This window comes from Arthrobacter sp. NPDC058192, from assembly GCF_042883665.1.
In the GTDB taxonomy this organism is placed as follows: Bacteria; Actinomycetota; Actinomycetes; order Actinomycetales; family Micrococcaceae; genus Arthrobacter.
This window is the reverse complement of the sequence record NZ_JBHVVJ010000006.1, coordinates 114,159-137,207: the sequence shown is the minus strand read 5'-3', so window position 1 is coordinate 137,207 and position 23,049 is coordinate 114,159. Positions and strand designations below refer to the sequence as shown.

General features: G+C 67.3%; 20 protein-coding genes and 1 tRNA gene. 18 read left to right on the top strand and 3 right to left on the bottom strand.

The features are described from left to right. The first annotated feature begins 45 nt into the window (after window positions 1–45). From ACFVVK_RS08300 to ACFVVK_RS08215, 18 genes are all read left to right on the top strand, one after another. Window positions 46–1,761, top strand: a complete 1,716-nt coding sequence (locus tag ACFVVK_RS08300; RefSeq protein ID WP_390265843.1) for an ATP-binding cassette domain-containing protein — start codon at window positions 46–48, stop codon at window positions 1,759–1,761. After that, window positions 1,754–3,154 (top strand): ABC transporter permease, encoded by a 1,401-nt coding sequence (locus tag ACFVVK_RS08295; RefSeq protein ID WP_390265841.1) that lies wholly within the window; start codon window positions 1,754–1,756, stop codon window positions 3,152–3,154. Before ACFVVK_RS08300 ends, ACFVVK_RS08295 begins: the two co-directional genes overlap by 8 nt. Further along, complete coding sequence (locus ACFVVK_RS08290) at window positions 3,151–4,467, top strand: ABC transporter permease (RefSeq protein ID WP_390265839.1); 1,317 nt, start codon at window positions 3,151–3,153, stop codon at window positions 4,465–4,467. The genes ACFVVK_RS08295 and ACFVVK_RS08290 overlap by 4 nt, the downstream gene beginning before the upstream one ends. A gap of 2 nt (window positions 4,468–4,469) precedes the next feature. Continuing rightward, complete coding sequence (locus ACFVVK_RS08285; RefSeq protein WP_390265837.1) at window positions 4,470–4,874, top strand: cytidine deaminase; 405 nt, start codon at window positions 4,470–4,472, stop codon at window positions 4,872–4,874. Then, on the top strand, window positions 4,871–6,202 hold the full coding sequence (locus tag ACFVVK_RS08280) for a thymidine phosphorylase (RefSeq protein WP_390265835.1): 1,332 nt from the start codon (window positions 4,871–4,873) through the stop codon (window positions 6,200–6,202). Before ACFVVK_RS08285 ends, ACFVVK_RS08280 begins: the two co-directional genes overlap by 4 nt. A 156-nt stretch (window positions 6,203–6,358) precedes the next feature. Beyond that, window positions 6,359–6,994 carry a DedA family protein gene (locus ACFVVK_RS08275; protein WP_390265833.1) on the top strand — a complete coding sequence of 212 codons (636 nt, stop codon included), beginning with the start codon at window positions 6,359–6,361 and terminating at the stop codon, window positions 6,992–6,994. Between the two features lie 204 nt (window positions 6,995–7,198). Further along, complete coding sequence (locus ACFVVK_RS08270; protein WP_390265831.1) at window positions 7,199–7,900, top strand: DedA family protein; 702 nt, start codon at window positions 7,199–7,201, stop codon at window positions 7,898–7,900. Window positions 7,901–7,933: 33 nt separating this feature from the next. Further along, window positions 7,934–9,103, top strand: a complete 1,170-nt coding sequence (locus ACFVVK_RS08265) for an adenosine deaminase (RefSeq protein ID WP_390265829.1) — start codon at window positions 7,934–7,936, stop codon at window positions 9,101–9,103. 109 nt (window positions 9,104–9,212) lie between these two features. Beyond that, the gene (locus tag ACFVVK_RS08260) at window positions 9,213–9,806 is read left to right on the top strand and encodes a MazG nucleotide pyrophosphohydrolase domain-containing protein (RefSeq protein WP_390265989.1); all 594 of its coding nucleotides are present in this window, start codon (window positions 9,213–9,215) and stop codon (window positions 9,804–9,806) included. Between the two features lie 180 nt (window positions 9,807–9,986). After that, on the top strand, window positions 9,987–11,267 hold the full coding sequence (gene eno, locus ACFVVK_RS08255; RefSeq protein ID WP_390265827.1) for a phosphopyruvate hydratase: 1,281 nt from the start codon (window positions 9,987–9,989) through the stop codon (window positions 11,265–11,267). An 86-nt stretch (window positions 11,268–11,353) separates the two neighbouring features. After that, window positions 11,354–12,133: a septum formation initiator family protein gene (locus ACFVVK_RS08250; protein WP_390265825.1), complete on the top strand. Its 780-nt coding sequence runs from the start codon at window positions 11,354–11,356 to the stop codon at window positions 12,131–12,133. A 132-nt stretch (window positions 12,134–12,265) separates the two neighbouring features. Beyond that, window positions 12,266–12,997, top strand: a complete 732-nt coding sequence (locus tag ACFVVK_RS08245) for a DUF501 domain-containing protein (RefSeq protein WP_390265988.1) — start codon at window positions 12,266–12,268, stop codon at window positions 12,995–12,997. Beyond that, the gene (locus tag ACFVVK_RS08240) at window positions 12,994–13,980 is read left to right on the top strand and encodes an exopolyphosphatase (protein WP_390265823.1); all 987 of its coding nucleotides are present in this window, start codon (window positions 12,994–12,996) and stop codon (window positions 13,978–13,980) included. Before ACFVVK_RS08245 ends, ACFVVK_RS08240 begins: the two co-directional genes overlap by 4 nt. An 81-nt stretch (window positions 13,981–14,061) precedes the next feature. Next, window positions 14,062–15,480, top strand: coding sequence for a S8 family serine peptidase (locus tag ACFVVK_RS08235; protein ID WP_390265821.1), 1,419 nt, complete (start codon window positions 14,062–14,064; stop codon window positions 15,478–15,480). A gap of 38 nt (window positions 15,481–15,518) precedes the next feature. Next, complete coding sequence (locus ACFVVK_RS08230; RefSeq protein ID WP_390265819.1) at window positions 15,519–16,982, top strand: NAD(P)/FAD-dependent oxidoreductase; 1,464 nt, start codon at window positions 15,519–15,521, stop codon at window positions 16,980–16,982. A 178-nt stretch (window positions 16,983–17,160) separates the two neighbouring features. Next, window positions 17,161–18,120: an N-acetyltransferase gene (locus ACFVVK_RS08225; RefSeq protein WP_390265818.1), complete on the top strand. Its 960-nt coding sequence runs from the start codon at window positions 17,161–17,163 to the stop codon at window positions 18,118–18,120. A gap of 33 nt (window positions 18,121–18,153) precedes the next feature. Continuing rightward, window positions 18,154–18,227: transfer RNA gene (locus ACFVVK_RS08220), tRNA-Leu, on the top strand. Between the two features lie 278 nt (window positions 18,228–18,505). Next, window positions 18,506–19,855, top strand: coding sequence for an ABC transporter substrate-binding protein (locus tag ACFVVK_RS08215; RefSeq protein ID WP_390265816.1), 1,350 nt, complete (start codon window positions 18,506–18,508; stop codon window positions 19,853–19,855). A gap of 319 nt (window positions 19,856–20,174) precedes the next feature. On the opposite strand, the gene ACFVVK_RS08210 is transcribed toward ACFVVK_RS08215, so the two are convergent. The 3 genes from ACFVVK_RS08210 to ACFVVK_RS08200 are packed head-to-tail and all read right to left on the bottom strand — an operon-like array spanning window position 20,175 to window position 23,043. Then, window positions 20,175–20,945, bottom strand: a complete 771-nt coding sequence (locus ACFVVK_RS08210) for an ABC transporter ATP-binding protein (protein ID WP_390265814.1) — start codon at window positions 20,943–20,945, stop codon at window positions 20,175–20,177. Then, on the bottom strand, window positions 20,942–22,078 hold the full coding sequence (locus tag ACFVVK_RS08205) for an ABC transporter ATP-binding protein (protein ID WP_390265812.1): 1,137 nt from the start codon (window positions 22,076–22,078) through the stop codon (window positions 20,942–20,944). The genes ACFVVK_RS08210 and ACFVVK_RS08205 overlap by 4 nt, the downstream gene beginning before the upstream one ends. After that, window positions 22,075–23,043 (bottom strand): branched-chain amino acid ABC transporter permease, encoded by a 969-nt coding sequence (locus ACFVVK_RS08200; protein WP_390265810.1) that lies wholly within the window; start codon window positions 23,041–23,043, stop codon window positions 22,075–22,077. Before ACFVVK_RS08200 ends, ACFVVK_RS08205 begins: the two co-directional genes overlap by 4 nt. Window positions 23,044–23,049 lie beyond the last annotated feature (6 nt).

Genomic DNA, 23,049 nt, shown 5'->3' with positions numbered 1-23,049 from the left:
GCGTCCGGACCAAGCCTTCCGGACACCTCGAGATTGGTCAGAGTTTTGAAACTTGAACTCAAGGGCATTACTAAACGCTTCGGCTCCCTGGTAGCCAACGATCACATCGATGTGGTTGTAGAACCCGGGCAGATTCACTGTCTGCTCGGCGAGAACGGCGCCGGCAAGTCCACGCTGATGAACGTCCTCTACGGACTGTACGAGCCCACCGAGGGCGAAATCCTGATTGACGACAAACCGGTCACCTTCCGCGGCCCCGGCGACGCCATGGCGGCCGGCATCGGCATGGTGCACCAGCACTTCATGCTGGTCCCCGTGTTCACCGTCGCGGAGAACGTCGCGCTGGGAGCGGAGACCACCAAGACCGGCGGATTCCTGGACCTCGAGGACACCCGCCGGAAGATCCGCGAAATCTCCGACCGGTACGGCTTCGACGTCGACCCCGACGCGCTGATCGAAGACCTCCCCGTGGGCGTGCAGCAGCGCGTCGAGATCATCAAGGCATTGGTCCGCGACGCCAAGGTGCTCATCCTCGATGAACCCACGGCCGTGCTGACCCCGCAGGACACCGATGAGCTGCTGGACATCATGCGCCAGCTCAAGAGCCACGGCACCTCCATCGTCTTCATTTCCCACAAGCTGCGTGAAGTGAAGGCCGTTTCGGACACCATCACCGTTATCCGGCGCGGCAAAGTGGTGGGCTCGGCCGATCCCGGCGCCTCAACCACGGAGCTGGCGTCCATGATGGTGGGCCGGGCCGTGAGCCTGACCCTAGACAAGGCTCCGGCCAATCCGCAGGAGACCACCTTCGAGGTCAAGGACCTCACCGTCATCGCTCCCAGCGGCCAGCATGTGGTGGACGGCATCAGCTTCGGGATCGCCCGAGGCGAGATCCTCGCCGTCGCCGGTGTCCAGGGCAACGGCCAGACCGAGCTGACCGAGGCCATCCTCGGCCTGCACGAGAGGGCCCACGGCTCGATCACCCTTGACGGCGAAGAACTCCTGGGCCGCAGCGTCAAGGACGTCCTCAACGCCGGCGTCGGATTCGTGCCGGAAGACCGTTCACTCGACGGGCTGATCGGCACGTTCTCCATCGCCGAGAACCTGATCCTGGACCGTTATGACCAGGCGCCGTTCGCGAAGGGCATCAGCATGAGCCCGGCCAAGGTCCTGGAGAACGCCAAGACCCGGATCGCAGAGTTCGACGTCCGCACCCCATCCGGCATGCTCGCAGCCGGCACGCTCTCCGGCGGCAACCAACAAAAGGTCGTCATGGCCCGGGAGCTCTCCCGGCCGCTGCGGCTCTTCATCGCCTCCCAGCCCACCCGCGGCGTGGACGTGGGCTCCATCGAGTTCCTGCACAAGCGGATCGTCGCGGAGCGGGACCATGGCACGCCCGTCATGATCGTCTCCACCGAACTGGACGAGGTGATTGAACTCGCCGACCGGATCGCCGTGCTGTACAAAGGCAGGCTGGTGGGGATCGTCCCCGCCGGCACCGGGCGCGACGTCCTGGGCCTGATGATGGCCGGCGTTTCCCTGGACGAAGCCCAGGCCGACGCCGCAGGGAAGCGCTCGGCGCAACCGCTCTCCGACAACGCCGCACCGAACACAGCAGGCACCCCCGCCGGGATCACAGCAGAAAACCCCGCCGGGACCACAGCAGACAACCCCGCAACGACGCCGGCCACGAGCCAGGCGCCCGCCGCCCCGTCCGTGCAGGAGCCCGGCTCCGGCGCCGTAGGAGACCACCATGAGTGAGAACACCGAGCCGCGGCCCGCGGCCGCACCGGACCCGGACCGGCTTCCGGCAGCCCAAGCCACCGCAGTGGAGCCTGAGCCGCTCGAGGACGATGAAGCCTTCGTCACCTCCCTGGACACCGCGGGCGGTGCCCGCCAGCCATCGGCCGTTCCCGTCTCGACCCAAAGCGGATCCCTTCCCGGCGCCCCGGAAGAGGAGTCGCTGCTGCGCAAGATCTTCACGGGCAATGGCATCGTGACCATCCTGGCGGTGCTGCTCGCACTGATCCTGGGCGGCCTGCTCATCGCCATGACGGACAAGGTGGTTGGCACCACGGCCGGCTACCTCTTTGCCCGGCCCACTGATTTCCTCACCGCCGTCTGGTCCGCCGCTACCGGCTCGTACGTCGCACTCTTCCAGGGCGCGGTCTTCAACCCCCAGGGGGCCGGCGTGGCTGGACAGTTCGCCCCCCTCATGGAGACGCTGACCATCGCCACCCCGCTGATCACCGCAGGCCTCGGCGTCGCCCTGGCCTTCCGCGCGGGTCTGTTCAACATCGGTGCGCAGGGCCAGATCATCATGGCCGGCATCCTCGCCTCGTGGGTCGGCTTCGCGCTGCACCTGCCGGTCGGACTCCACCTGCTGCTGGTCCTCGTGGCCGGCGTCATCGGCGGCGCCGTCTGGGGCGGCATCGTCGGCGTGCTCAAAGCCAGGACGGGCGCCCACGAGGTCATCGTGACCATCATGTTCAACTACATCGCCCTCTATTTCCTGCGCTACCTGCTCGACACTGACTTGTTCCAGCGCCCGGGGGCGGACACACCGATCTCGCCGATCCTGGACCCCAGCGCCGCGTATCCGCTGATCTTCGGCAGCCAGTACCGGCTGCACCTGGGCTTCCTGCTGGCCATTGCCGCCACCTTTTTTGTTTCGTGGCTGCTGAACCGCTCCACGCTCGGTTTCGAGTTCCGTGCCATCGGCGCCAACCCCAAGGCAGCCCTGACTGCCGGCATCAACGTCTCCCGGGCCACCATCCTGGTGATGACCATTGCCGGTGGCCTGGCCGGCCTGGCCGGCGTGGCACAGGTGGCCGGCACCGAAAAGGTCCTGACCGATGGCGTCGCGGCAACCTACGGCTTTGACGCGATCACCGTGGCCCTGCTGGGACGTTCGTCGCCGTGGGGCACCTTTGCCGCCGGCATACTGTTCGGCGCGTTCCGCGCAGGCGCCGTCCAGATGCAGATCCAGACCGGAACCCCGATCGACATCGTCCTCGTGGTCCAGTCGCTCATCGTGCTGTTCATCGCGGCTCCGCCCCTGGTCCGAGCGATCTTCGGAATGAACCCGCGCAAGAAGAAGGCCGCGACCGCCGGCAAAACCAAGCAGGCCGCAACCACCGGAGGTGCCGCATGAGCACAACAGCAACCTCGCCCGTCCAGGGAGAATCACAACCTGACAAGGGGCGCAGGCCGGCGGCGTCCGCAAAACCCGTGACCTGGAAGCTGCCGGTCACCCTGGCGGTGCTGGCCACCATCGCCTTCATCTTCTTCGGACTGCTGGGCCCGCAGGCGAACGCCAAGTTCGGCGTTTCCTCCGGCGGTGACTTCTTCCAGCTCCCCGCTATCGACGTCCCCGCATTCCTGTCCGGCATTGTGCTCTCCCTGATCCTTCTGGGCCTCGCGGGCTACGCCTTGGTCCTGAAGGCGAAAAGGAACGTCCGGCCTCCGAGCTGGCTTCCGGCCGTGTTCACCGTCGTGTTCGTGGTCGCCTTCCTGATCTGGGTAGTGGGCGGCGCCCGGAGCCCCAGCATTTCGCTGGCCGGCCTCATCGCAGGGTCCGTGACCCTCGCCGTGCCGATCGTCTTCGGCTCCCTCTCGGGTGTGCTGTGCGAACGCGCCGGCGTCGTCAACATCGCCATCGAGGGCCAGCTCCTGGGCGGCGCCTTCACGGCCGCGCTCGTCGCCAGCGTGACGCACAACCCGTACCTGGGCCTGCTTGCGGCGGCCGTGGCCGGCGCTCTGGTCTCCATGGTGCTGGCGCTGTTCAGCATCAAGTATGTGGTCAACCAGATCATCGTCGGCGTCGTGCTCAACGTCCTGGTCTCCGGGCTTACCGGCTTCCTGTTCACCACCGTGATGCAGTCGGACCCCGAGAAATACAACTCGCCCGCCGAGCTGCCCATCATCGATATCCCGGTCCTGTCCGGCATCCCGATAATCGGGCCCATCCTGTTCAAGCAGTCCGTGGTGGGCTACTTGATGTACGTGGCCGTGATCGTGATCTGGGTCGCGCTGTTCAAGACGAAGTGGGGCCTGCGCGTCCGTGCCGTGGGCGAGCACCCGCAGGCGGCCGACACCCTGGGTATCAACGTCAACGCGACCCGGTTCTGGAACGTCACAATCGGCGGCGCCGTCGCCGGAATCGGCGGATCGTTCTTCACCCTCGTGGCGATCGACAGCTTCACCAAGGAGATCTCCGGCGGGCGCGGCTTTATCGCCCTCGCCGCCATGATCCTGGGCCGCTGGAATCCGATCGGGGCCTTCTTCGCCGCGCTGCTGTTCGGCTTCGCCGACAACCTGCAAAGCATCGTGACGATCATCGGCACCCCGGTGCCGAGCCAGTTCATGGCCATGCTGCCGTACATCGTGACGGTGTTTGCGGTGGCCGGGCTCGTCGGCAAGTCCCGGGCGCCGGCGGCCGACGGCATACCGTACGTCAAGGGCTGACCGTGGAGACCAACGAGGTCGACTGGGCCGCGCTTGAAGCTGCGGCAGTGTCCGCCATGCAGAACGCCTACGCGCCGTATTCGAAGTTTCCGGTGGGGGCAGCGGCCCTCACCGGGGACGGGCGGATTGTCAGCGGCTGCAATGTCGAGAACGCCAGCTACGGGCTGACCCTGTGCGCCGAGTGCGCCCTGGTGGGCAACCTGCAGATGACCGGCGGGGGACAGCTGCGCGCCTTCTACTGCGTCGACGCCGGCGGCAACGTCCTCATGCCTTGTGGGCGCTGCCGCCAGCTGCTCTACGAATTCCGGGCTCCCGACATGGAGCTCATGACCACGCAGGGAATCAAGACCATGGACCAGGTCCTTCCCGATGCCTTTGGCCCCCAACACTTGGAGGAACCCCGGTGACAGAAGCGACACAGCCCGCCAGCAACACTGAGGCGTTCGACGCCGTCGACATCATCCGCATCAAGCGGGACAAGGGCGTGCTCAGCCCGGCCCAGATCGACTGGACGATCGACGCCTACACCCGCGGTGCCATCGCCGACGAACAGATGGCCGCCCTGAACATGGCCATCCTGCTCAACGGCATGGACCGGGTTGAGATCTCCCGCTGGACGGCGGCCATGATCGCCTCCGGCGAACGGATGGACTTCTCCAGCCTGCGCAGGCCCGACGGCGGCGTCAAGGCGACGTCGGACAAGCACTCCACCGGCGGCGTGGGGGACAAGATCACCCTGCCGCTGGCGCCCCTGGTGGCGGTCTTCGGCGTGGCCGTGCCGCAGCTCTCGGGCCGCGGCCTGGGCCACACCGGCGGCACCCTGGACAAACTCGAGGCGATCCCGGGCTGGCGTGCGGCCCTGAGCAATGAGGAAATGCTGGCCCAGCTCCAGGACGTCGGCGCCGTGATCTGCGCCGCCGGCGCGGGGCTGGCGCCGGCGGACAAGAAGCTCTACGCGCTCCGCGATGTCACCGGAACGGTCGAGGCCATCCCGCTGATCGCGTCCTCGATCATGAGCAAAAAGATCGCCGAAGGCACCGGCTCCCTGGTGCTCGATGTCAAGGTGGGCAGCGGCGCCTTCATGAAGGACGAGGCCCGCGCCCGCGAACTGGCCGAGACCATGGTGGCCCTGGGCAAGGACGCCGGCGTCAACACCGTGGCCCTGTTGACCAACATGGACACGCCCCTGGGCCTCACCGCGGGCAACGCGATCGAGGTCGAGGAGTCGGTGGAGGTCCTGGCCGGCGGCGGCCCGGACGACGTCGTCGAACTCACCGTCCGTCTTGCCGAGGAAATGCTGGCGTGCGCCGGTGTCCGCGATGCCGATCCCGGTGCGGCCCTGCGGGACGGCCGGGCGATGGACGTCTGGAACAGGATGATCGAGGCGCAGGGCGGCGATCCGCGCGCCAAGCTGCCGGTTGCCAAGGAATCAGAGGTCATCTACGCCCCGGCCGACGGTGTCCTGGTGCAGCTCGACGCGATGGCCGTGGGCGTCGCGGCGTGGCGCCTCGGTGCCGGACGTGCCCGCAAGGAGGACCAGGTCCAGGCCGGTGCCGGGGTGCGCATGCACGCCAAGCCGGGCGCCGCGGTCAAGGCCGGCGAGCCGCTCATGACGCTCCTGACCGACACCCCGGAGAAGTTCGAGCGTGCCAAGGAGGCGCTCGAACATGCCGTCGTGATCGCGCCGGAGGGTTCGCGGCCGGCGCAGAAGCTGATCATCGACCGCATCGCCTGACAGCCGCGTTGCCCTATCGCTTGTGGTCGCCAAACGTCCCCAAACGCGGGGTTTTGCCGCGACAGGTGATAGGGCAAGCCGCGGGCCGGGGGCGGCAGTACACTGAGGGATCTTTGTACATTGGACCTTTCAGGACCGGCCGTGCGTTAGGAAGCTGTGCAGGCAATCAACGACTTCATTCTCGCCGCCGCAGGGCAACCCTGGGTCCTCGTGCTCGTTTTTGCCTGCTGCGTGATTGACGGGTTTTTCCCGCCCGTCCCGAGCGAGTCGGCGGTGGTTGGCCTGGCCGCTGTCGCGGCCACGGCGGGAGTTCCCAGTCCTGGCCTTCTGATCGCGACCGCGGCGGCCGGGGCGTGGGTGGGTGACAACCTTGCCTACCTGCTCGGCCGCGCCACCGGTACGCGGCGCTGGGGATGGATGCGCCGCCCCCGGATGCAGAGGGCCTTCCGCTGGGCCGGAAAAGAGCTGCGCAAGCGGGCGGCATCACTGATCCTGGTGGCGCGCTTCGTCCCGATCGGGCGGGTGGCCGTTAACCTGACCGCCGGTGCCACGCATTACCCCAGGCCGAGGTTCATGAGCCTGACCGTGCTCTCGGCCCTGCTGTGGGCCACTTACTCGGTGGGGATTGGACTGTTTGTGGGCCCATGGTTCGAGAAGAACCACCTGCTCGGCGCGGCCATTGCGATTATCTTCGCAGTCTCCCTGGGCGTCGTAGTGGACCACGTCATCAGCAGGCTGCGCGGCCGCACCCCGGAAGAACCGGCGCCCTCCGTTCCGCCTCGGGACTCGTAGGTGACCCGCCGGCACCCGGCTGAACCACCCGGCCAACCGGCTGGCGGGTACCCCCGCCAGTCCCTCCCGGCCGCCCCAGCACGGCGCGAATATTCGTAGCGCCGAACGTAGCGGATGGCGCCCCGCACGTGGGACACTTAGGGGCGATTTGCGTCACTTTTGTCACCGCCTGTCCGTTCCCATCCGTCAAGGAGCACCGCCTGCATGGAGTTCATTAACGAGGCCGTGCTCCATGCTGCTGGCCAGTGGTGGATCTACCCCCTCCTGCTGGTCTTTTTCTTCGTGGACGGTTTCGCAATGGTGGTGCCCAGCGAGACGCTCATCGTTGCTTTGGCGGCATATTCGCTGCACAGCGGCCAGCCCAACCTCTGGATCCTGGGCCTTACCGCGCTCGTGGGGGCCATGGCCGGCGACAACATGGCGTACATGCTGGGCCGGAAGATCGGTCTGGAGCGGTTCCGCTGGATGCGCAAGCCAAAGGTCCAGAAGGTCTTCGCCTGGGCCAACTACGAACTCGAGAAGCGCGGCGCCGTCCTGATCTTCACCGCCCGCTACATCCCCTGGGGACGCGTCGCGGTCAACTACGTGGCAGGAACGACGGCGTTTCCGCACCGCCGGTTCTTCGTCCTGGACGCCGTCGCCTGCGTTACGTGGGTCGGCTATTCGATCGGCATCGGCGTCCTGGCCAGCTCCTTCCCGTGGCTACACCACAACCCGCTGCTCAGCGCCGGGATCGCGGTGGTATTCGCCATTGTGCTCGGCGTCATTATCGACCACCTGCTGCGCTGGTGGCACAAGCGCCTTGGGCGCAACGACGCGCCCCATGAGACGGCCGGCGTGCCCGCCCCAGGGCACGGGACCCAGGCGCCCGCGGCCCCAGCACGGGCGACTCCGGCCACAAAGTAGCATCCGGCGGCCGGCGACCCTATGGTTGGAAACGTGACTGAGACTAATCCTGACGCTGCCCCTGACCTCGACTTCGACCTTAAGGTTCTTCCCAAGGTCTCCCTTCATGACCACCTGGACGGCGGACTCCGTCCGGCCACCATCATTGAACTGGCCAAGGCCGTCGGCCACACGCTCCCGTCGACCGACCCCGTCGCCCTGGGGGAGTGGTTCCGCGAATCCGCCGATTCCGGCTCGCTGGTCCGTTACCTGGAAACCTTTGACCACACCATCGCCGTGATGCAGACCAAAGAGGGCCTGTTCCGCGTCGCGCAGGAGTTCGTCGAGGACCTGGCTGACGACGGCGTCGTATACGGCGAAGTCCGCTGGGCCCCCGAACAGCACCTGCAGAAGGGCCTGAGCCTGGACGAAGTGGTCGAGGCCGTCCAGGCCGGACTGGAAGCGGGTGTGGACGCCGTCGCCGAAACCGGCCGCGACATCCAGGTGGGCCAGCTCATCACCGCCATGCGCCACGCCGATCGCGGCCAGGAGATTGCCGAGCTGGCCGTCCGCCACCGGAACAACGGTGCAGTGGGCTTTGACATCGCCGGAGCCGAGGACGGCTTCCTGCCCTCCCGCTTCAAGGACGCCTTCACGTATCTCGCCGAGCACAACTTCCCGGCAACCGTCCACGCTGGCGAGGCGGCCGGCCTGGAGAGCATCCAGTCGGCCCTCGTCGACGGCCGGGCCCTGCGCCTGGGCCACGGTGTACGGATCGCCGAGGACGTCGCGATCGAGTTCGAAGAGGCCGACGACGCCGGGTCGCTCGCGGACGGCGTCGATGACGAGGTCAGCGACACCATCGGCATGGTGACCCTGGGCGAGCTCGCCAGCTGGGTGCGCGACCGCGGCATCGCCCTGGAGATCTGCCCGTCCTCGAACCTACAGACGGGCGCGATTGCCGGCTTCGGCGAGGGCATCGAAAGCCACCCGCTCGACATGCTCTACCAGCTGGGCTTCAACGTCACCATCAACACGGACAACCGCCTCATGAGCGGCGTGACGCTTACGGACGAGTTCGAGCTTCTGGTCGAGACCTTCGACTACGACCTCGATGACCTCCTGGAGCTGACGCTGAACGCGGCGGAGGCAGCCTTCCTCCCGCTGGAGGAGAAGGAAGCACTGGTCGAATACATCAACGAGGCCTACGCCGACCTTGGCTAACCAGGAACCATCACCCGTCCAGGGGCGAGCTGGCGGCCCACTTGGCGAGCTTGGCGAGCTTGGGGAGCTCGTGGGGACGATTGCCGCCCTGCGTGAGCACTGCCCCTGGATGGGTGCCCTCACCCACGAGTCCCTCGTGGAGTACCTCCTCGAGGAGGCCTACGAGGTGGCCGAAACCATCGAGACCGGCGGCGGCGACTCAGAGCTGAAGTCCGAGCTCGGCGACGTGCTGCTCCAGGTGGTCCTGCATGCCCGGCTGGCCGAAGAGCGCGGCGCCTTCGACCTTGACGACGTCGCCCGCGGCCTGACCGCCAAAATGGTCCGGCGCAACCCGCACGTGTTCAAACCCGACGGCTCGCTGCAGGAGTCCTTTCCGGCAACGGTGGAGGACATTGTGCAGACGTGGGACGCCGTGAAGAAGGCCGAAAAACCGGAACGCGGCCACATCTTCGACGGCGTCCCCGCCGCGCTCCCCGCGCTGGCGCGGGCCCAAAAGCTCCTCGACCGGGCCCAACGGGCCGGCCTGTCGACCGTTGCGGGCGGTACCGCAGTCGAAGTCCCGGCCACCGAAGAGGAGCTTGGAGACTTGATCTTCGGGATGGTGGACGGTGCCCGGGCCCGGGGACTGGACGCCGAGCGTGCCCTCCGCGGAGCCCTGCGCCGCTTCCAGGACAGCCATCGCCCGACGCCGGAGGCGCCGTAGCGCCACAAAGACACCATAGTGTCGGCATGATGACGTCCGGAAATTGGATAGGTTTCCGTAACCTCCGCCACTCTCGACTAGGCTAGTAGCGACGACGATGTCGGCTTGTCAGCCTGATGGACAGCCAGATTCCAAGCAGTCAGATTCCCTGCAGATCGCTTCAACCAAAGGAGCATATCCATGGCGCTTATCGATGCCATCCACGCCCGCGAAATCCTCGATTCCCGTGGCAACCCGACCGTAGAAGTTGAAGTCCTGCTCTCCGACGGCCAGATCGGCCGCGCAGCAGTACCCTCCGGCGCTTCCACCGGCGAACACGAGGCCGTTGAACTGCGCGACGGCGACAAGGGCCGCTACCTCGGCAAGGGCGTCCAGAAGGCCGTCGACGCCGTCATCGACCAGATCGCCCCGGCCCTGATCGGCTTCGACGCGACTGACCAGCGCAGCATCGACCAGGCCATGATCGACCTTGACGGCACCGCCAACAAGGGCAAGCTCGGCGCCAACGCCATCCTTGGCGTCTCGCTCGCGGTCGCCAACGCCGCCGCCGCGTCCGCCGACCTGCCGCTGTACAAGTACCTGGGCGGCCCCAACGCCCACGTCCTGCCGGTGCCGCTGATGAACATCCTCAACGGCGGCTCGCACGCTGATTCCGACGTCGACATCCAGGAATTCATGATCGCGCCGATCGGTGCCGAGACCTTCTCCGAGGGCCTGCGCTGGGGCGTCGAGGTCTACCACAACCTCAAGTCCGTCCTGCAGGCCAAGGGCCTGTCCACCGGCCTCGGCGACGAGGGCGGCTTCGCCCCGAACCTGCCCTCCAACCGCGCCGCCCTGGACCTGATCCAGGAAGCCATCAAGAACGCCGGCTACACCCCGGGCAAGGACATCGCCCTGGCCCTGGACGTTGCGTCCTCGGAGTTCTTCACGGACGGCGCCTACCAGTTCGAAGGCAAGGCCCTGAGCGCCACCGAGATGAGCAACTACTACGCCGAACTCGTCGCCGACTACCCGCTGGTCTCCATCGAGGATCCGCTGGACGAGAACGACTGGGAAGGCTGGAAGACCCTCACCGACGCCATCGGCGACAAGGTCCAGCTCGTTGGCGACGACCTCTTCGTCACCAACCCGGTCCGCCTGCAGCAGGGCATCGAGTCCGCCACGGCAAACTCGCTGCTCGTCAAGGTCAACCAGATCGGCTCCCTGACCGAGACTCTGGACGCCGTGTCCCTGGCCCAGCGCGCCGGTTACACCACGATCACCTCGCACCGTTCCGGCGAGACCGAGGACACCACCATCGCCGACATTTCGGTTGCCACCAATGCGGGCCAGATCAAGACCGGCGCTCCGGCCCGTTCCGAGCGCGTCGCTAAGTACAACCAGCTGCTGCGCATCGAGGAGGAACTCGACGACGCCGCACGGTACGCCGGACGCAGCGCCTTCCCGCGTTTCAAGGGCTAGTTAGCCGCGCAAACCGGTAACCGGTGGCTATGGTTGAAAGACCATGGCCACCGGTTCTGTTTTTGGTCCGCTTTTGAAGGAGTGACATGGCTACCCGACGCCCCAATGTTCCCCGGGCCACGCCCGCGGCCGCCAAGGCAGCCAACCCGCCAGCGGACGCCGGCCTGGGGACATCAGCCGACGGCGGCGATGTTATCCGGGCGGACTTCGGCGGCTCCCGGAGCGGCGCCGCCAAGGCGGCTCCGGCGAAATCCTCCGGCACCTCCTCGGGCACGCCGCCGGCCGCAACAAAATCGCCGGCCGCAACAGGCGCGGCACCTGCCCGGGAAGGGGACGGCAACCGCGGTCCCGGCGGCCCGGCCAAAGGCAAACCCCGGCCGCCTGCGGCGCCAAAAACCCGCCCGGCGCCGGGAGCAGCCGGCGGCAAATCCGCACGCGGGACCGCCGCAGCCGGATCCGACGAATCCCCGGACCCGGTTCCGGCGAAAGCGTTCTCCGGCCGGCTGCTGGCCCTCGGCGTCGTCATGATTGCCATCACCGTCCTGCTGGCGCCGACCGTCAAGATCTTCCTCGACAAACGCGCCGAGATCGCGGGGCTGCAGGCGGATATCGCAGCCAAGGAGGCCAAGCAGGAGGACCTCAAACGCCAGGTCTCCCGCTGGCAGGATCCGAACTACGTCAAACAGCAGGCCCGCGACCGCATTAACATGGTTATGCCCGGCGAGACCGGCTACTGGGTCTTCGGCAGCGATATTCCTGCCGCACGGTCCAGTGGCACGGCGGGTGCAGCAGCAGCACAAGACCCAGCCAACGTGCCCTGGGTGGACGCCCTCTGGGAATCCGTCAGGCGATCGGCAACAGACTAGAAGCGGCGCCCGCCGCCGGAATTGTCCCGCGGACAACCCGGAACAGGGCAGGAAGGTGCCACTCCCGTGGACCACAACCTAGCGGACGAGAACCGAGCGGACGAGAACGCGCTTGCGCTGAACGCGGTTGCGCTGAACGCGCTTGCGCAGAACACTGGAGCGCAGAGTACCGCAGGCGCTCCGGAGACGGCCCGCCAGCCGTCGCCGTACGACCTCGACGTCCTCAGCCGCCAGTTGGGCCGGCCGGTGCGGGACGTCGTCGAAATCCCCGCCCGCTGTGTCTGCGGGAACCCGCTCGTGGCCGCCACATCGCCGCGGCTGAGCAACGGCACGCCGTTCCCCACCACGTTCTACCTCACCCATCCGGTGATCACGTCCGCGGTGTCGCGGCTGGAGGCTGCCGGGCTGATGAATGACATGAATGCCCGGCTCGCCGCCGACGCCGGCCTGGCCGGCCGCTACCGCGCCGCCCACGAGGCCTACCTGGCCTCGCGCGCCGAGATCGGCGCCCGGTCCGGCATCGGTGCGGTTCCGGAAATCGACGGCGTTTCCGCCGGCGGGATGCCGACGCGGGTCAAATGCCTGCACGTCCTCGTGGGCCATTCGCTGGCCGCCGGGCCCGGTGTGAACCCGCTCGGTGACGAGGCGATCGACGCCATCGCCGAATGGTGGACCGCGGACCGCTGCTACTGCGACGGCGCTTGGGACACCGGGGGAGAGGTCCCGTCCCAGGACCTCAGCCGGCACGGGCCGCAGGGTCTGCCGGAGATCGTGGGCCGCCCGGCTCCGGTCCGCAAGTCCAAGCCAGCAGGCCCCACCGGCGCAGACGCAGCGGACGCCGCGGCCACGGGGGAGCCCCAGTGACCCGGGTGGCGGCAGTGGACTGCGGCACGAACTCGATCCGCCTGCTCATCGCCGACGTGCAGGCAGACGTGAAGCCAGACAGCACAGCAGGTCAGCGCACACCGCGGCTGACCGACATCGTGCGGGAAATGCGGGTGGTCCGGCTGGGGCAGGGGGTGGACGCCACGGCCGAGCTGGCCCAGGAGGCCCTCGAGCGCACCTTCGCGGCGGCCCGCGACTACGCTGCCCTCATCCGCGAGCACGGCGTCGAGCAGGTCCGCTTCGTGGCCACCTCCGCTACCCGCGATGCCCGCAACCGGCAGGTCTTCGTCGACGGCATCCGCGCCATCCTCGGCGTCGAGCCCGAGGTGATCACCGGCGACGAGGAAGCCGCGCTGTCCTTCGCCGGCGCCAGCAGTGTCCTGCCCAGCAGCGCCTTGCCCAGCGGTGGGCAGGACCCCGTGCTGGTTGTGGACCTCGGCGGCGGAAGCACGGAGTTCGTGCTGGGCAACGCCGACGGCGTCATCGCCGCCCGCTCGGTCGACGTCGGCTGCGTCCGGATGACCGAACGGCACCTGCACAGCGATCCGCCCACGCCGGAGCAGATTGCCGCGGCAGAAGCCGACGTCGACGCCGCCATCAGCCAAGCGGCAGCGACCGTCCCGCTGGAACGCGCCACCGCCGTCGTCGGTGTGGCCGGCTCCGTCACCACCATCACGGCCCATGCCCTGCGCCTGCCCGGGTATTCCCCGGCGGCGATCCACGGCACCGAACTGGACCTGGATACGGTCCAGAAAGCCTGCACCGAGCTGCTCGAGATGACCCGGGAGGAACGGGCCGCACTGCCGTTCATGCACCCCGGGCGGGTGGACGTGATCGGCGCCGGCGGCCTCGTATGGCGGCGGGTCCTGCAGCGCCTTGCCGACGTCACGGCCGGCCGCATCACCACGGCAGTGGCCAGCGAACACGATATTCTTGACGGAATTGCCCTCAGCGTCAGCTGATTTCGCACCAGCAGTCGTGCACCGGCCCCTTGTGCACCGACAAGGGCTCGTGCCGCGAGCACATCCGCCGATAGGACCTGTATGACCAGAGCAACAGCCCGGCCCCGCCGGACCGCCTCCGCGTTGATGGCCTTGGCCCTTGTGGGCGGCATCTCCGCGGCCGAGCTGGCGGCGGCCCTGGCGGGCGCGCCTGCCGCCCACGCCGACTCCTGGCGGGACAAGGAATATTGGCTTGCCGAATCCGGTATCACCAAAGCCTGGGAGGTGTCCAAGGGGGCCGGGGTCAAAGTCGCCGTGATTGACAGCGGCGTGGACGGCGGGCATCCGGACCTGGCCGGCGTTCTCGCCGGCGGTGCCGACATCTCCGGCGCCGGCGCCGCCAACGGCCAGGAAAGCATCGGCGCCAAGCCTGAACACGGGACCCTTGTGGCCACCATGCTCGCCGGGCGCGGACATCAGAGCGCCGAAGCGAGCGCCAAACCGAGCGCGAGTGCCTCAGCCAGCCCTGCCGCCGGCGCGGGCGCCGGTCCCGACGGGATCATCGGCGTTGCCCCGGAGGCCCAGCTGCTGTCCGTCTCCACCTGGCTTGGTTCCGCAAACCCGGGGGGCAAAACCGACCAGGAGCAGATTCCCGAGGCGGTCCGCTGGGCCGTAGACCACGGGGCCCGCGTCATCAACATCTCCCTTGGCAGCACGTCCCCGGAATGGCCCCAGAGCTGGGACGCTGCGTTCCTCTACGCAGAGCAGAAAGACGTCGTCATCGTCGCCGCCGCGGGCAACCGGGTGGGCGGCAACATCCAGGTCGGCGCGCCCGCCACGATTCCGGGCGTGCTGACTGTTGCGGGTCTGGACCGCAGCGGAAAGGCCAGCATCGACTCGTCGTCCCAGGGCATCAGCATCGGCGTGGCCGCTCCTGCCGAGGACCTGGCCGGGGGCATGCCGGCCGGCGGCTACGCCGAGTGGGCGGGCACCTCCGGCGCCACCCCCATCGTCGCCGGTGTCGCGGCGCTGATCCGGTCCAAGTGGCCGGAAATGTCCGCCAGCCAGGTCATCAACAGGATCGTCAGCACGGCCAAGGACGCCGGAGTGCCGGGGAAGGATCCGCTTTACGGGTTCGGGGTGCTCAACGCCGAGGCAGCCCTCAAGGCCGATGTCGCGGAAACCAAGGTCAACCCCCTGGGGTCGATTTCGGACTGGATCCGGGTCCAGCGGCGCGGCAACCCGGCCTCGACGGCCCCTGCCGCGGCGCCAGCACCGTCCAGTGCCGCGCCCACCCTGCCCGAGGCGACCGTGCCTGTGGCACAGAAGCCGTCGCAGCTGGACAGTGCCGTGCCGGCCGCGGTGGTCCTGGGTTTTGGCGCCCTGTTCCTGGGCATCATTGCCGCCGCTGCCTTCCAGCTGCGCGCCGCCCTGCGGAACACACCGAAGGACGGCGGGGACGGGCCCGGACGCTCCCAGGCAACGGCAGCATCCTCGGAGGATTCCAGCAACCGGTCATAGTTAGTGAAGCTTTTCACAAACTACTGTATTCTTGACCCATGGCATCCTCCCTTAAGCTCCAGGACCGTCCCCGGGTACTCGTCGTCGGCGGCGGATACGTCGGCCTGTATGTAGCCCTCAAACTGCAGAAAAAGATCGCGAATGCAGGTGGCATCGTCACCCTCGTCGATCCGCTGCCCTACATGACCTACCAGCCCTTCCTGCCGGAAGTTGCCGGCGGCAACATCGAGGCGCGCCACGCAGTCGTCTCGCACCGCCAGCACCTGAAGCAGACGGAACTCATCCAGGGCCGCGTCACCTCGATCGACCACGCCAACCGCACGGCCGTGGTTGCCCCGTCCGACGGCGGCGACACCATCGAGGTTCCCTACTTCGACGTCGTCCTCGCCGCTGGCGCCATCACCCGCACGTTCCCGATCAAGGGCCTCGCGGACAAGGGCATCGGCCTGAAGACCATCGAGGAAGCCGTTGCCCTGCGCAACAAGGTCCTCGAGCGCATCGAGACCGGCTCCCTCATGACGGATCCCGTTCAGCGTGCCCGCGCCCTGACGTTCGTCGTCGTCGGCGGCGGCTTCGCCGGCATCGAATGCATCACCGAAATGGAAGACCTCGCACGCGCCGCGGTCAAGAACAACCCGCGCGTCAGCCAGGAGGAAGTCCGCTTCGTCCTGGTCGAGGCAATGGGGCGCATCATGCCCGAGGTCACGGCGCCGCAGGCCGAATGGGTTGTCGAACACCTCCGCAGCCGCGGCATCGAGGTTCTGCTCAACACTTCCCTCGACAACGCCGAGGGCTCCCTGAAGCTCATCAACCTGCCGGACAAGACCCCGGCCCAGGAATTCGAGTCGGACACCCTGGTCTGGACTGCCGGTGTGCAGGCTAACCCGATGGTCCGCTCCACCGACTTCCCGCTCGAGCCGCGCGGACGCGTCCGCGTCCTGGCCGACCTGCGCATCGCGGGCGACGAGGGCATCATCGACAACGCCTGGGCCGCCGGCGACGTCGCAGCCGTTCCCGACCTCACGGGCAGCGGCCTGCCGGACGGCACCTGCGTGCCGAACGCCCAGCACGCGCTGCGGCAGGCAAAGCGCCTGGCCAAGAACCTGTGGGCCTCCCGCTGGAGCAAGCCGCTCACGGACTACAAGCACAAGAACCTGGGCGCCGTCGCCGGCTTCGGCGAATGGAAGGGCGTTGCCAACATCAACCTCCTGGGCCGCATCGGCCTCAAGGGCCCGCTGGCCTGGCTGGCGCACCGTGGCTACCACGGGTTCGCCATGCCGACCGTCGAGCGCAAGATCCGCGTGATCTCCAACTGGCTCTGGTCCTTCTTCCTCGGCCGCGACACCACGCAGCTGATGGACCTGGACAACCCGCGCGGCGCTTTCGTGGCTGCAGCGACGCCGGCCCCTAAGCCCGCCGCTGCGCCGGCCCCGGAGGCAGCCAAGCCGGCCGCCGACGCCAAGGCAGCCACCACCGCATCGGTCCCGGCAGACGCCAAGTAACTGCTTGCGGCAACCGCCCCCTAGCTGGCGGTTGACTTCCGACGGCGGCTGTTCCCTCCCGGGGGAGCAGCCGCCGTCGTTTTTTGTCCCCGTCTTGATCCCGTCCGGCCGTCCGGGCCCGCGGCGGCCCTGCCGTCCCTGAACCGGGCCGTTGACCCGCCACGCCTAGACTGGCTTCATGACCGCTGAAAAGGATCTTCAGACCCTGCTGGGCACCATGCATCCTGTCCGCCGCGACGGCGAGTTCGTCTACGTCCTGTGGCCCCACGGCAGGCCGCTGGAAGGCAGCATCATGGCCGCGGTGCGGGAAGCAGAGGGACTCACTGTTGTGATGGCCCGCGACGACGCGGAGGCCCTGGCGCTGCCGTACGACTTCGTCGGAGCGTGGATAACCCTCGAGGTGCATTCCTCGCTGGAAGCCGTGGGCCTGACGGCCGCCGTCGGCGCCGCCCTCACGGAGGCGAAGATCAGCTGCAACGTCCTGGCCGGTTTCCACCACGACCACCTGATGGTGCCGGTGGCGGATGCCGACCGGGCGCTGGAAGTCCTGCACGAACTGGCCCTGCGCGAACTGGCACAGGACAGCGGCCGCGCGGGACATGCCCCGGCGCTCCGGATTCGCACCGAGCAGCCCGAAGACCGCCCCGCCATCCTGGCTCTGACAGCTGCGGCCTTCGTCGTTTCCCCGATCACCGGTCTGCCCGTGTCAGGCGAACCGGAGGAAGTCGGCCTGCTCCGGGGGCTCTTCGACTGCGCGGAGTACCTGCCGGAGTTCAGCATCGTCGCGGAGCTCGACGGCGAGATCGTCGGGCATGTGATCAGCACGCGGGGATGGGCGGGGGAGCTGGAGCTCCTGGGGCTCGGGCCGATCGGGGTGGTGCCGCGGCTGCAGCGCCACGGCATCGGCACCGCGCTCATGAACGAGACCGTGGCGCGAGCCAACCTGGCGGGGGAGCGGGGGATCGCGCTGCTGGGCAGCCCGGACTTCTACTCGCGCTTCGGCTTCGTGCCGTCAACCTCGCTCGGGGTGGCCCCGCCGGAGGCGGGATGGAGCCACCACTTCCAACTGCTCCCGCTCGCCCTGTGGCCCGGGGGCGTCAGTGGAACTTTCCGCTACGCACGCCCGTTTGCTGCCTGATCCGGCCCGCAGACGGGATAGCATGGACCGGGCGCCCCAGTAGCCCAATTGGCAGAGGCATCGGACTTAAAATCCGCGTGTTGTGGGTTCGAGTCCCACCTGGGGCACTTGCGGGATGCAGCCCCGCCTGCCCCCTGCGTTCTTGCGGTCCGGCCGGGCGCCGGTTTCCCAGCCCGGCCCCCGTTCCCCGGCGCCGGTTCCCCGGCGTCGCGGCTGACCCGCGCCCCGGGATGCTCGCAGATTTCCTCTATGCAACGAGTGTTATAAGGATGTGACCGTAGTCACTTATTTTCGCGCCGAAATTGCATTAGCTTGAAGTGGAATCAGGAACACCTGATCTTTCGCGTCAAAGGCCGTTCGCACCTTTAGATCGAGGAGCTAGTACATGACTTCACTCCACCAGGCTGCGCCCCGCATCGCTAAGCTGACAGCGCTTAGCATCGGTGTCGCCTTTCTGGCTACGGCTTGTGGTGGTTCGTCCACCCCGAGTTCGACGGGCTCCAGCTCGGCCGCAGCAGCCGGCATCGCTTGCCCTGCACCCAGCGCCACCGGCGGCGGTACCAGCGCTGCCGGCAACACCGGCTCCGTGCCCCCTTCGGCCACCACCACCGCTACACCCCTGAAGATCGGCTCGCTCCTGCCGACGACGGGTTCCCTGGCCTTCCTCGGCCCGCCCGAAATTGCCGGCGTCAACCTCGGCATCAAGGAGATCAACGACGCAGGCGGCGTCCTGGGCAAGCCCGTCGAGGTCATTCACCGCGACTCCGGTGACACCAAGACCGACATCGCCACCCAGTCCACCACGGCACTGCTCGGCCAGGGCGTCGGCGCCATCATCGGTGCGGCGTCCTCGGGCGTCTCCAAGACGGTCATCAACCAGATCACCGGTGCCGGCGTCGTCCAGTTCTCCCCGGCCAACACCTCGCCGGACTTCACCACCTGGGATGACAAGGGCCTCTACTGGCGCACCGCCCCCTCGGACGTGCTCCAGGGCAAGGTCCTCGGCAACTACATGGCTACCTGTGGCGCCCAGACTGTCGGCATGATCGTCCTGAACGACGCGTACGGAACGGGCCTCGCCAAGAATGTCCAGGCTGCTTTTGAGGCAGCAGGCGGCAAGGTTGTGGCCCAGGAACTCTTCAACGAAGGCGATTCCCAGTTCAGCAGCCAGGTGGACAAGGTCCTCGCCGCCAAGCCGGATGCCATTGCCCTGATCACCTTTGACCAGGCCAAGAGCATTGTGCCGCTTATGACGGGCAAGGGCGTCAAGCCGAACCAGATCTTCATGGTGGACGGCAACATGTCCGACTACAGCAAGGACTTCCAGCCGGGAACCCTCAAGGGCGCCCAGGGCACCATCCCGGGCACGTTCGCCAAGGATGACTTCAAGAAGAAGCTCCTGACGATTGATCCGGCGCTGAAGGACTACAGCTACGCAGGCGAGTCCTACGATGCCGCCAACCTGATCGCGCTGGCTGCCGAGGCCGCCAAGAGCACCAAGGGCACCGACATCGCGGCCCAGCTGAAGGCAGTCTCTGAAGGCGGCGAGAAGTGCAACACCTTCCCGTCCTGCGTCACCCTGCTCCGCAACGGCAAGGACATCGACTACGACGGCCAGTCCGGCCCCGTAACGTTCTCCGACGCCGGCGACCCCACGGAAGCCTACATCGGCATCTACGAGTACCAGGATGACAACACCTACAAGCCGGTCAAGGAAGAATTCGGCAAGCTGTAAGCCGCTTCCCACCGACAAACGAAAGACCCCCGCCCCACACCGGGCGGGGGTCTTTTTGCTTTCCGGGGCGGTCGACTTCCAGGCCGGGCTGTCACGCACAGCAGGCTTTGGGCCGGCAGGGGAGGGCACGACGGCGGAAATCCGGCACAGTTCTCCGGCGACGCAGACAAAACCCTGTGCTACGTGACGCAGCCAAAACCCTGCGCTGCGTGCCGCCGCCGTCGTCGCCGCCGGACAAAGCCACCCCAGCACACGCACCAGGGGCCGCCACCAACGGTGACGGCCCCTGTGCGGGTTACCCGGGATACTGCGGTTACGGCTAGTCGCTATCCGCGAGCGTCCCCAGGTAGAGCTGGATAACCTTGGGATCCTTCATGAGCTCCCGGCCGGTACCCGTGTACGCGTCCTTGCCCTGGTCCAGGACATAGCCCCGGTCGCAGATCTGCAGGCAGCGGCGGGCATTTTGCTCCACCATGATGACGGAGACGCCGGCCCGGTTGATCTCGTGGACCCGCAGGAACGTCTCATCCTGTTTGACCGGGGAGAGGCCGGCCGACGGTTCGTCGAGCAGGAGCACGGCCGGATCCATCATGAGGGCCCGTCCCATGGCCACCATCTGGCGTTCGCCGCCGGAGAGCGAGCCCGCCCGCTGGGCCCGCCGCTTGCCGAGCTCGGGGAACAGGCTGGTGACGAAGTCGAACCGTTCGGAATAGTCCTTGGGGCGCTGGAACATGCCCATCTGGAGGTTTTCCTCGATGGTCAGGGCGGCAAACACGTTGTTCGTCTGCGGCACGAAGCCCACACCCCGCGTGACCAGCTTGTTGGCCTTGAGCCCGGTGATGTCCTGACCGCGGACCACCACTGAGCCGGAGTGGACCTTCACCAGGCCGAACATGGCCTTCAGCAGCGTGGACTTGCCGGCGCCGTTGGGCCCGATGATGCCGATCAGTTCGCCCCTGCGGGCCTCGATGCTGCAGCCGTTGAGGATATTGACGCCGGGGATGTAACCGGCCACAAGGTCGGTGACCTTGACGACCGCATCACCCTCGAAGTCGGGCTGGGCGGCTGGTGCCGCGCTGGTGGCGCTCATTCTGTGTCCTTCGGTGTGCTGTTCGGCTGCCCTGTGCTGCTCGGCTCACTGCTGCTCGGCTGTTCGGCGCTGCGACGGCCGCGTACGGGCCCGTTCGGCTCGGGTTCCTGCGCCTCCTGCGCCTCCTGTGCCGGCGTCTCGGCGGCGATGACATCGGCGGAGATGAAGCCGGCGTTTTCAGTGCCGACGATCGATTCCTCATCGGCCTCCAGCTCGGCGGCCAGTTCCTTGAGGCCTTCCGCGGCGCCGAGGTCGACGTCGTGGTGGGCGCCGAGGTAGGCGTCGATCACTGCAGGGTTCTTCATGACCTCGCCGGGAGGGCCTTCGGCCACGATCTTGCCCTCGGCCATCACGACCACCCAGTCGGCGATGTGCCGGACCATGTGCATGTCGTGCTCGACGAACAACACGGTCATGCCCTCGGACTTGAGGTTCTTGATGTGGTCCAGCAGCGACTGCGTCAGTGCCGGGTTCACGCCGGCCATCGGCTCATCGAGCATCACGAGCTTGGGCCGGACCATGAGCGAGCGTGCCATTTCCAGCAGCTTGCGCTGCCCGCCCGAGAGTGACGCCGCGTAGTCGTCCTTCTTGGCGTCAAGCTTGAACTTTTCGAGCAGCACGTTTGCCTCGTCGGTGATCCGCTTTTCCTGGCCGCCCCAGATGCCCTTGAACAGGGCCTTGAAGAGGCTCTCGCCGGACTGGTTGGAGGCGCCCAGGCGCATGTTCTCCATCACGGTGAGCTTGCCCATGACCTTGGTGAGCTGGAAGGTGCGCACCATGCCCATCCGGGCCACCTTGTACGAGGACACCCCGGCCAGGCTGTTGCCTTCGAACTGCCATTTGCCCGAGTTCGGTGTATCGAAGCCCGTGAGCAGGTTGAACAGGGTGGTCTTGCCGGCACCGTTCGGGCCGATCAGCGCCGTGATCTTGTGCCGCGGGATTTCGAGGTATTCGACGTCGACGGCGTTGATGCCGCCGAAGCTGCGGGTGACGTTTTCCGCCACCACGATCGGATCGCGTTTCTTGCAGCCGGGGCCGGTTTCGCCCGCGGCAATTGGACGCGCGTCCGTCATGTAGTCGATTTCTTCCGACGGGCGGGGTTCGCCGCCCGACGTTTCGCTGGGAATGCTCATGCGAATGCCAGCTCCTTCTTGTTGCCGAGGACACCCTGGGGCCTGAAGATCATCAGCAGCATCAGCGCGACGCCGACCAGGATGTAACGCAGCTGCCCGGCCTGCACCGTGTTCAGCCACGTGATGGTGCCTGACTCGATCAGGCCGTAGAGGATCCCCTGGGTCAGGGACAGCACGACCCAGAAGATCATGGCGCCGACTACCGGGCCGAGGACGGTGCCCAGGCCGCCGAGCAGCAGGCAGGTGTAGAGGAAGAACGTCAGTTCCGTGCCGTAGTTGGCCGGCTGGACGGCGCCGCGGGGGAGCGTAAAGATCATGCCCGCCAGGGCGCCGAGCACGCCGCCGATGATGAGGGACTGCATCTTGTAGGCGTACACGTTCTTGCCGAGCGAGCGGACGGCGTTCTCGTCCTCACGGATGCCCTTGAGGACCCGGCCCCAGGGGCTGCGCATCAGCAGCCAGACCAGGAGGCAGAACAGGGCGACGACGACCCAGGCGACCACCCGGATGAAGAAGTCGCGGTTGTTCATGCCCAGGTAGGTACCCGGCGGGAAGGGGTTCATGGCGTAAAAGTCGCCTTCGAACGCGGCCAGGCCGTTGGCCGAGCCGGTGACGGAGGTCAGCTGGTTCGTTGTGACGATGTAGCGGATGATTTCGGCCGCGGCAATGGTCACGATGGCCAGGTAGTCCGCCCGCAGCCGCAGGGTCGGGATGCCCAGCAGGAGGGCGAAGATGGCCGAAGCCACGACGGCGATCAGCAGTCCGACGAAGAACGGTACATGGAACGTCAAGGTGGAGATGGCGAAGCCGTAGGCCCCGACCGCCATGAATCCTGCCTGGCCGAAGTTCAGCAGGCCGGTGTAGCCGAAGTGGACCGCCAGGCCGAGGGTGGCCAGGGCGTAGGCGGCCGTCGTCGGGCTGAACAGTTCACCGGCGGCGCTGGAAAAAATGAATCCGAAGTCCATGGCTGT

Excerpts from the sequence above, each read along its gene's own strand:
- ACFVVK_RS08250 (WP_390265825.1), top strand. The coding sequence starts at position 11,354 with ATGGCTACCCGACGCCCCAATGTTCCCCGGGCCACGCCCGCGGCCGCC.
- ACFVVK_RS08260 (WP_390265989.1), top strand. The coding sequence starts at position 9,213 with ATGGGTGCCCTCACCCACGAGTCCCTCGTGGAGTACCTCCTCGAGGAG.
- ACFVVK_RS08235 (WP_390265821.1), top strand. The coding sequence starts at position 14,062 with ATGACCAGAGCAACAGCCCGGCCCCGCCGGACCGCCTCCGCGTTGATG.
- ACFVVK_RS08295 (WP_390265841.1), top strand. The coding sequence starts at position 1,754 with ATGAGTGAGAACACCGAGCCGCGGCCCGCGGCCGCACCGGACCCGGAC.
- ACFVVK_RS08215 (WP_390265816.1), top strand. The coding sequence starts at position 18,506 with ATGACTTCACTCCACCAGGCTGCGCCCCGCATCGCTAAGCTGACAGCG.
- ACFVVK_RS08225 (WP_390265818.1), top strand. The coding sequence starts at position 17,161 with ATGACCGCTGAAAAGGATCTTCAGACCCTGCTGGGCACCATGCATCCT.
- ACFVVK_RS08230 (WP_390265819.1), top strand. The coding sequence starts at position 15,519 with ATGGCATCCTCCCTTAAGCTCCAGGACCGTCCCCGGGTACTCGTCGTC.
- ACFVVK_RS08270 (WP_390265831.1), top strand. The coding sequence starts at position 7,199 with ATGGAGTTCATTAACGAGGCCGTGCTCCATGCTGCTGGCCAGTGGTGG.
- ACFVVK_RS08205 (WP_390265812.1), bottom strand. The coding sequence starts at position 22,078 with ATGAGCATTCCCAGCGAAACGTCGGGCGGCGAACCCCGCCCGTCGGAA.
- ACFVVK_RS08210 (WP_390265814.1), bottom strand. The coding sequence starts at position 20,945 with ATGAGCGCCACCAGCGCGGCACCAGCCGCCCAGCCCGACTTCGAGGGT.
- eno (WP_390265827.1), top strand. The coding sequence starts at position 9,987 with ATGGCGCTTATCGATGCCATCCACGCCCGCGAAATCCTCGATTCCCGT.
- ACFVVK_RS08200 (WP_390265810.1), bottom strand. The coding sequence starts at position 23,043 with ATGGACTTCGGATTCATTTTTTCCAGCGCCGCCGGTGAACTGTTCAGC.
- ACFVVK_RS08290 (WP_390265839.1), top strand. The coding sequence starts at position 3,151 with ATGAGCACAACAGCAACCTCGCCCGTCCAGGGAGAATCACAACCTGAC.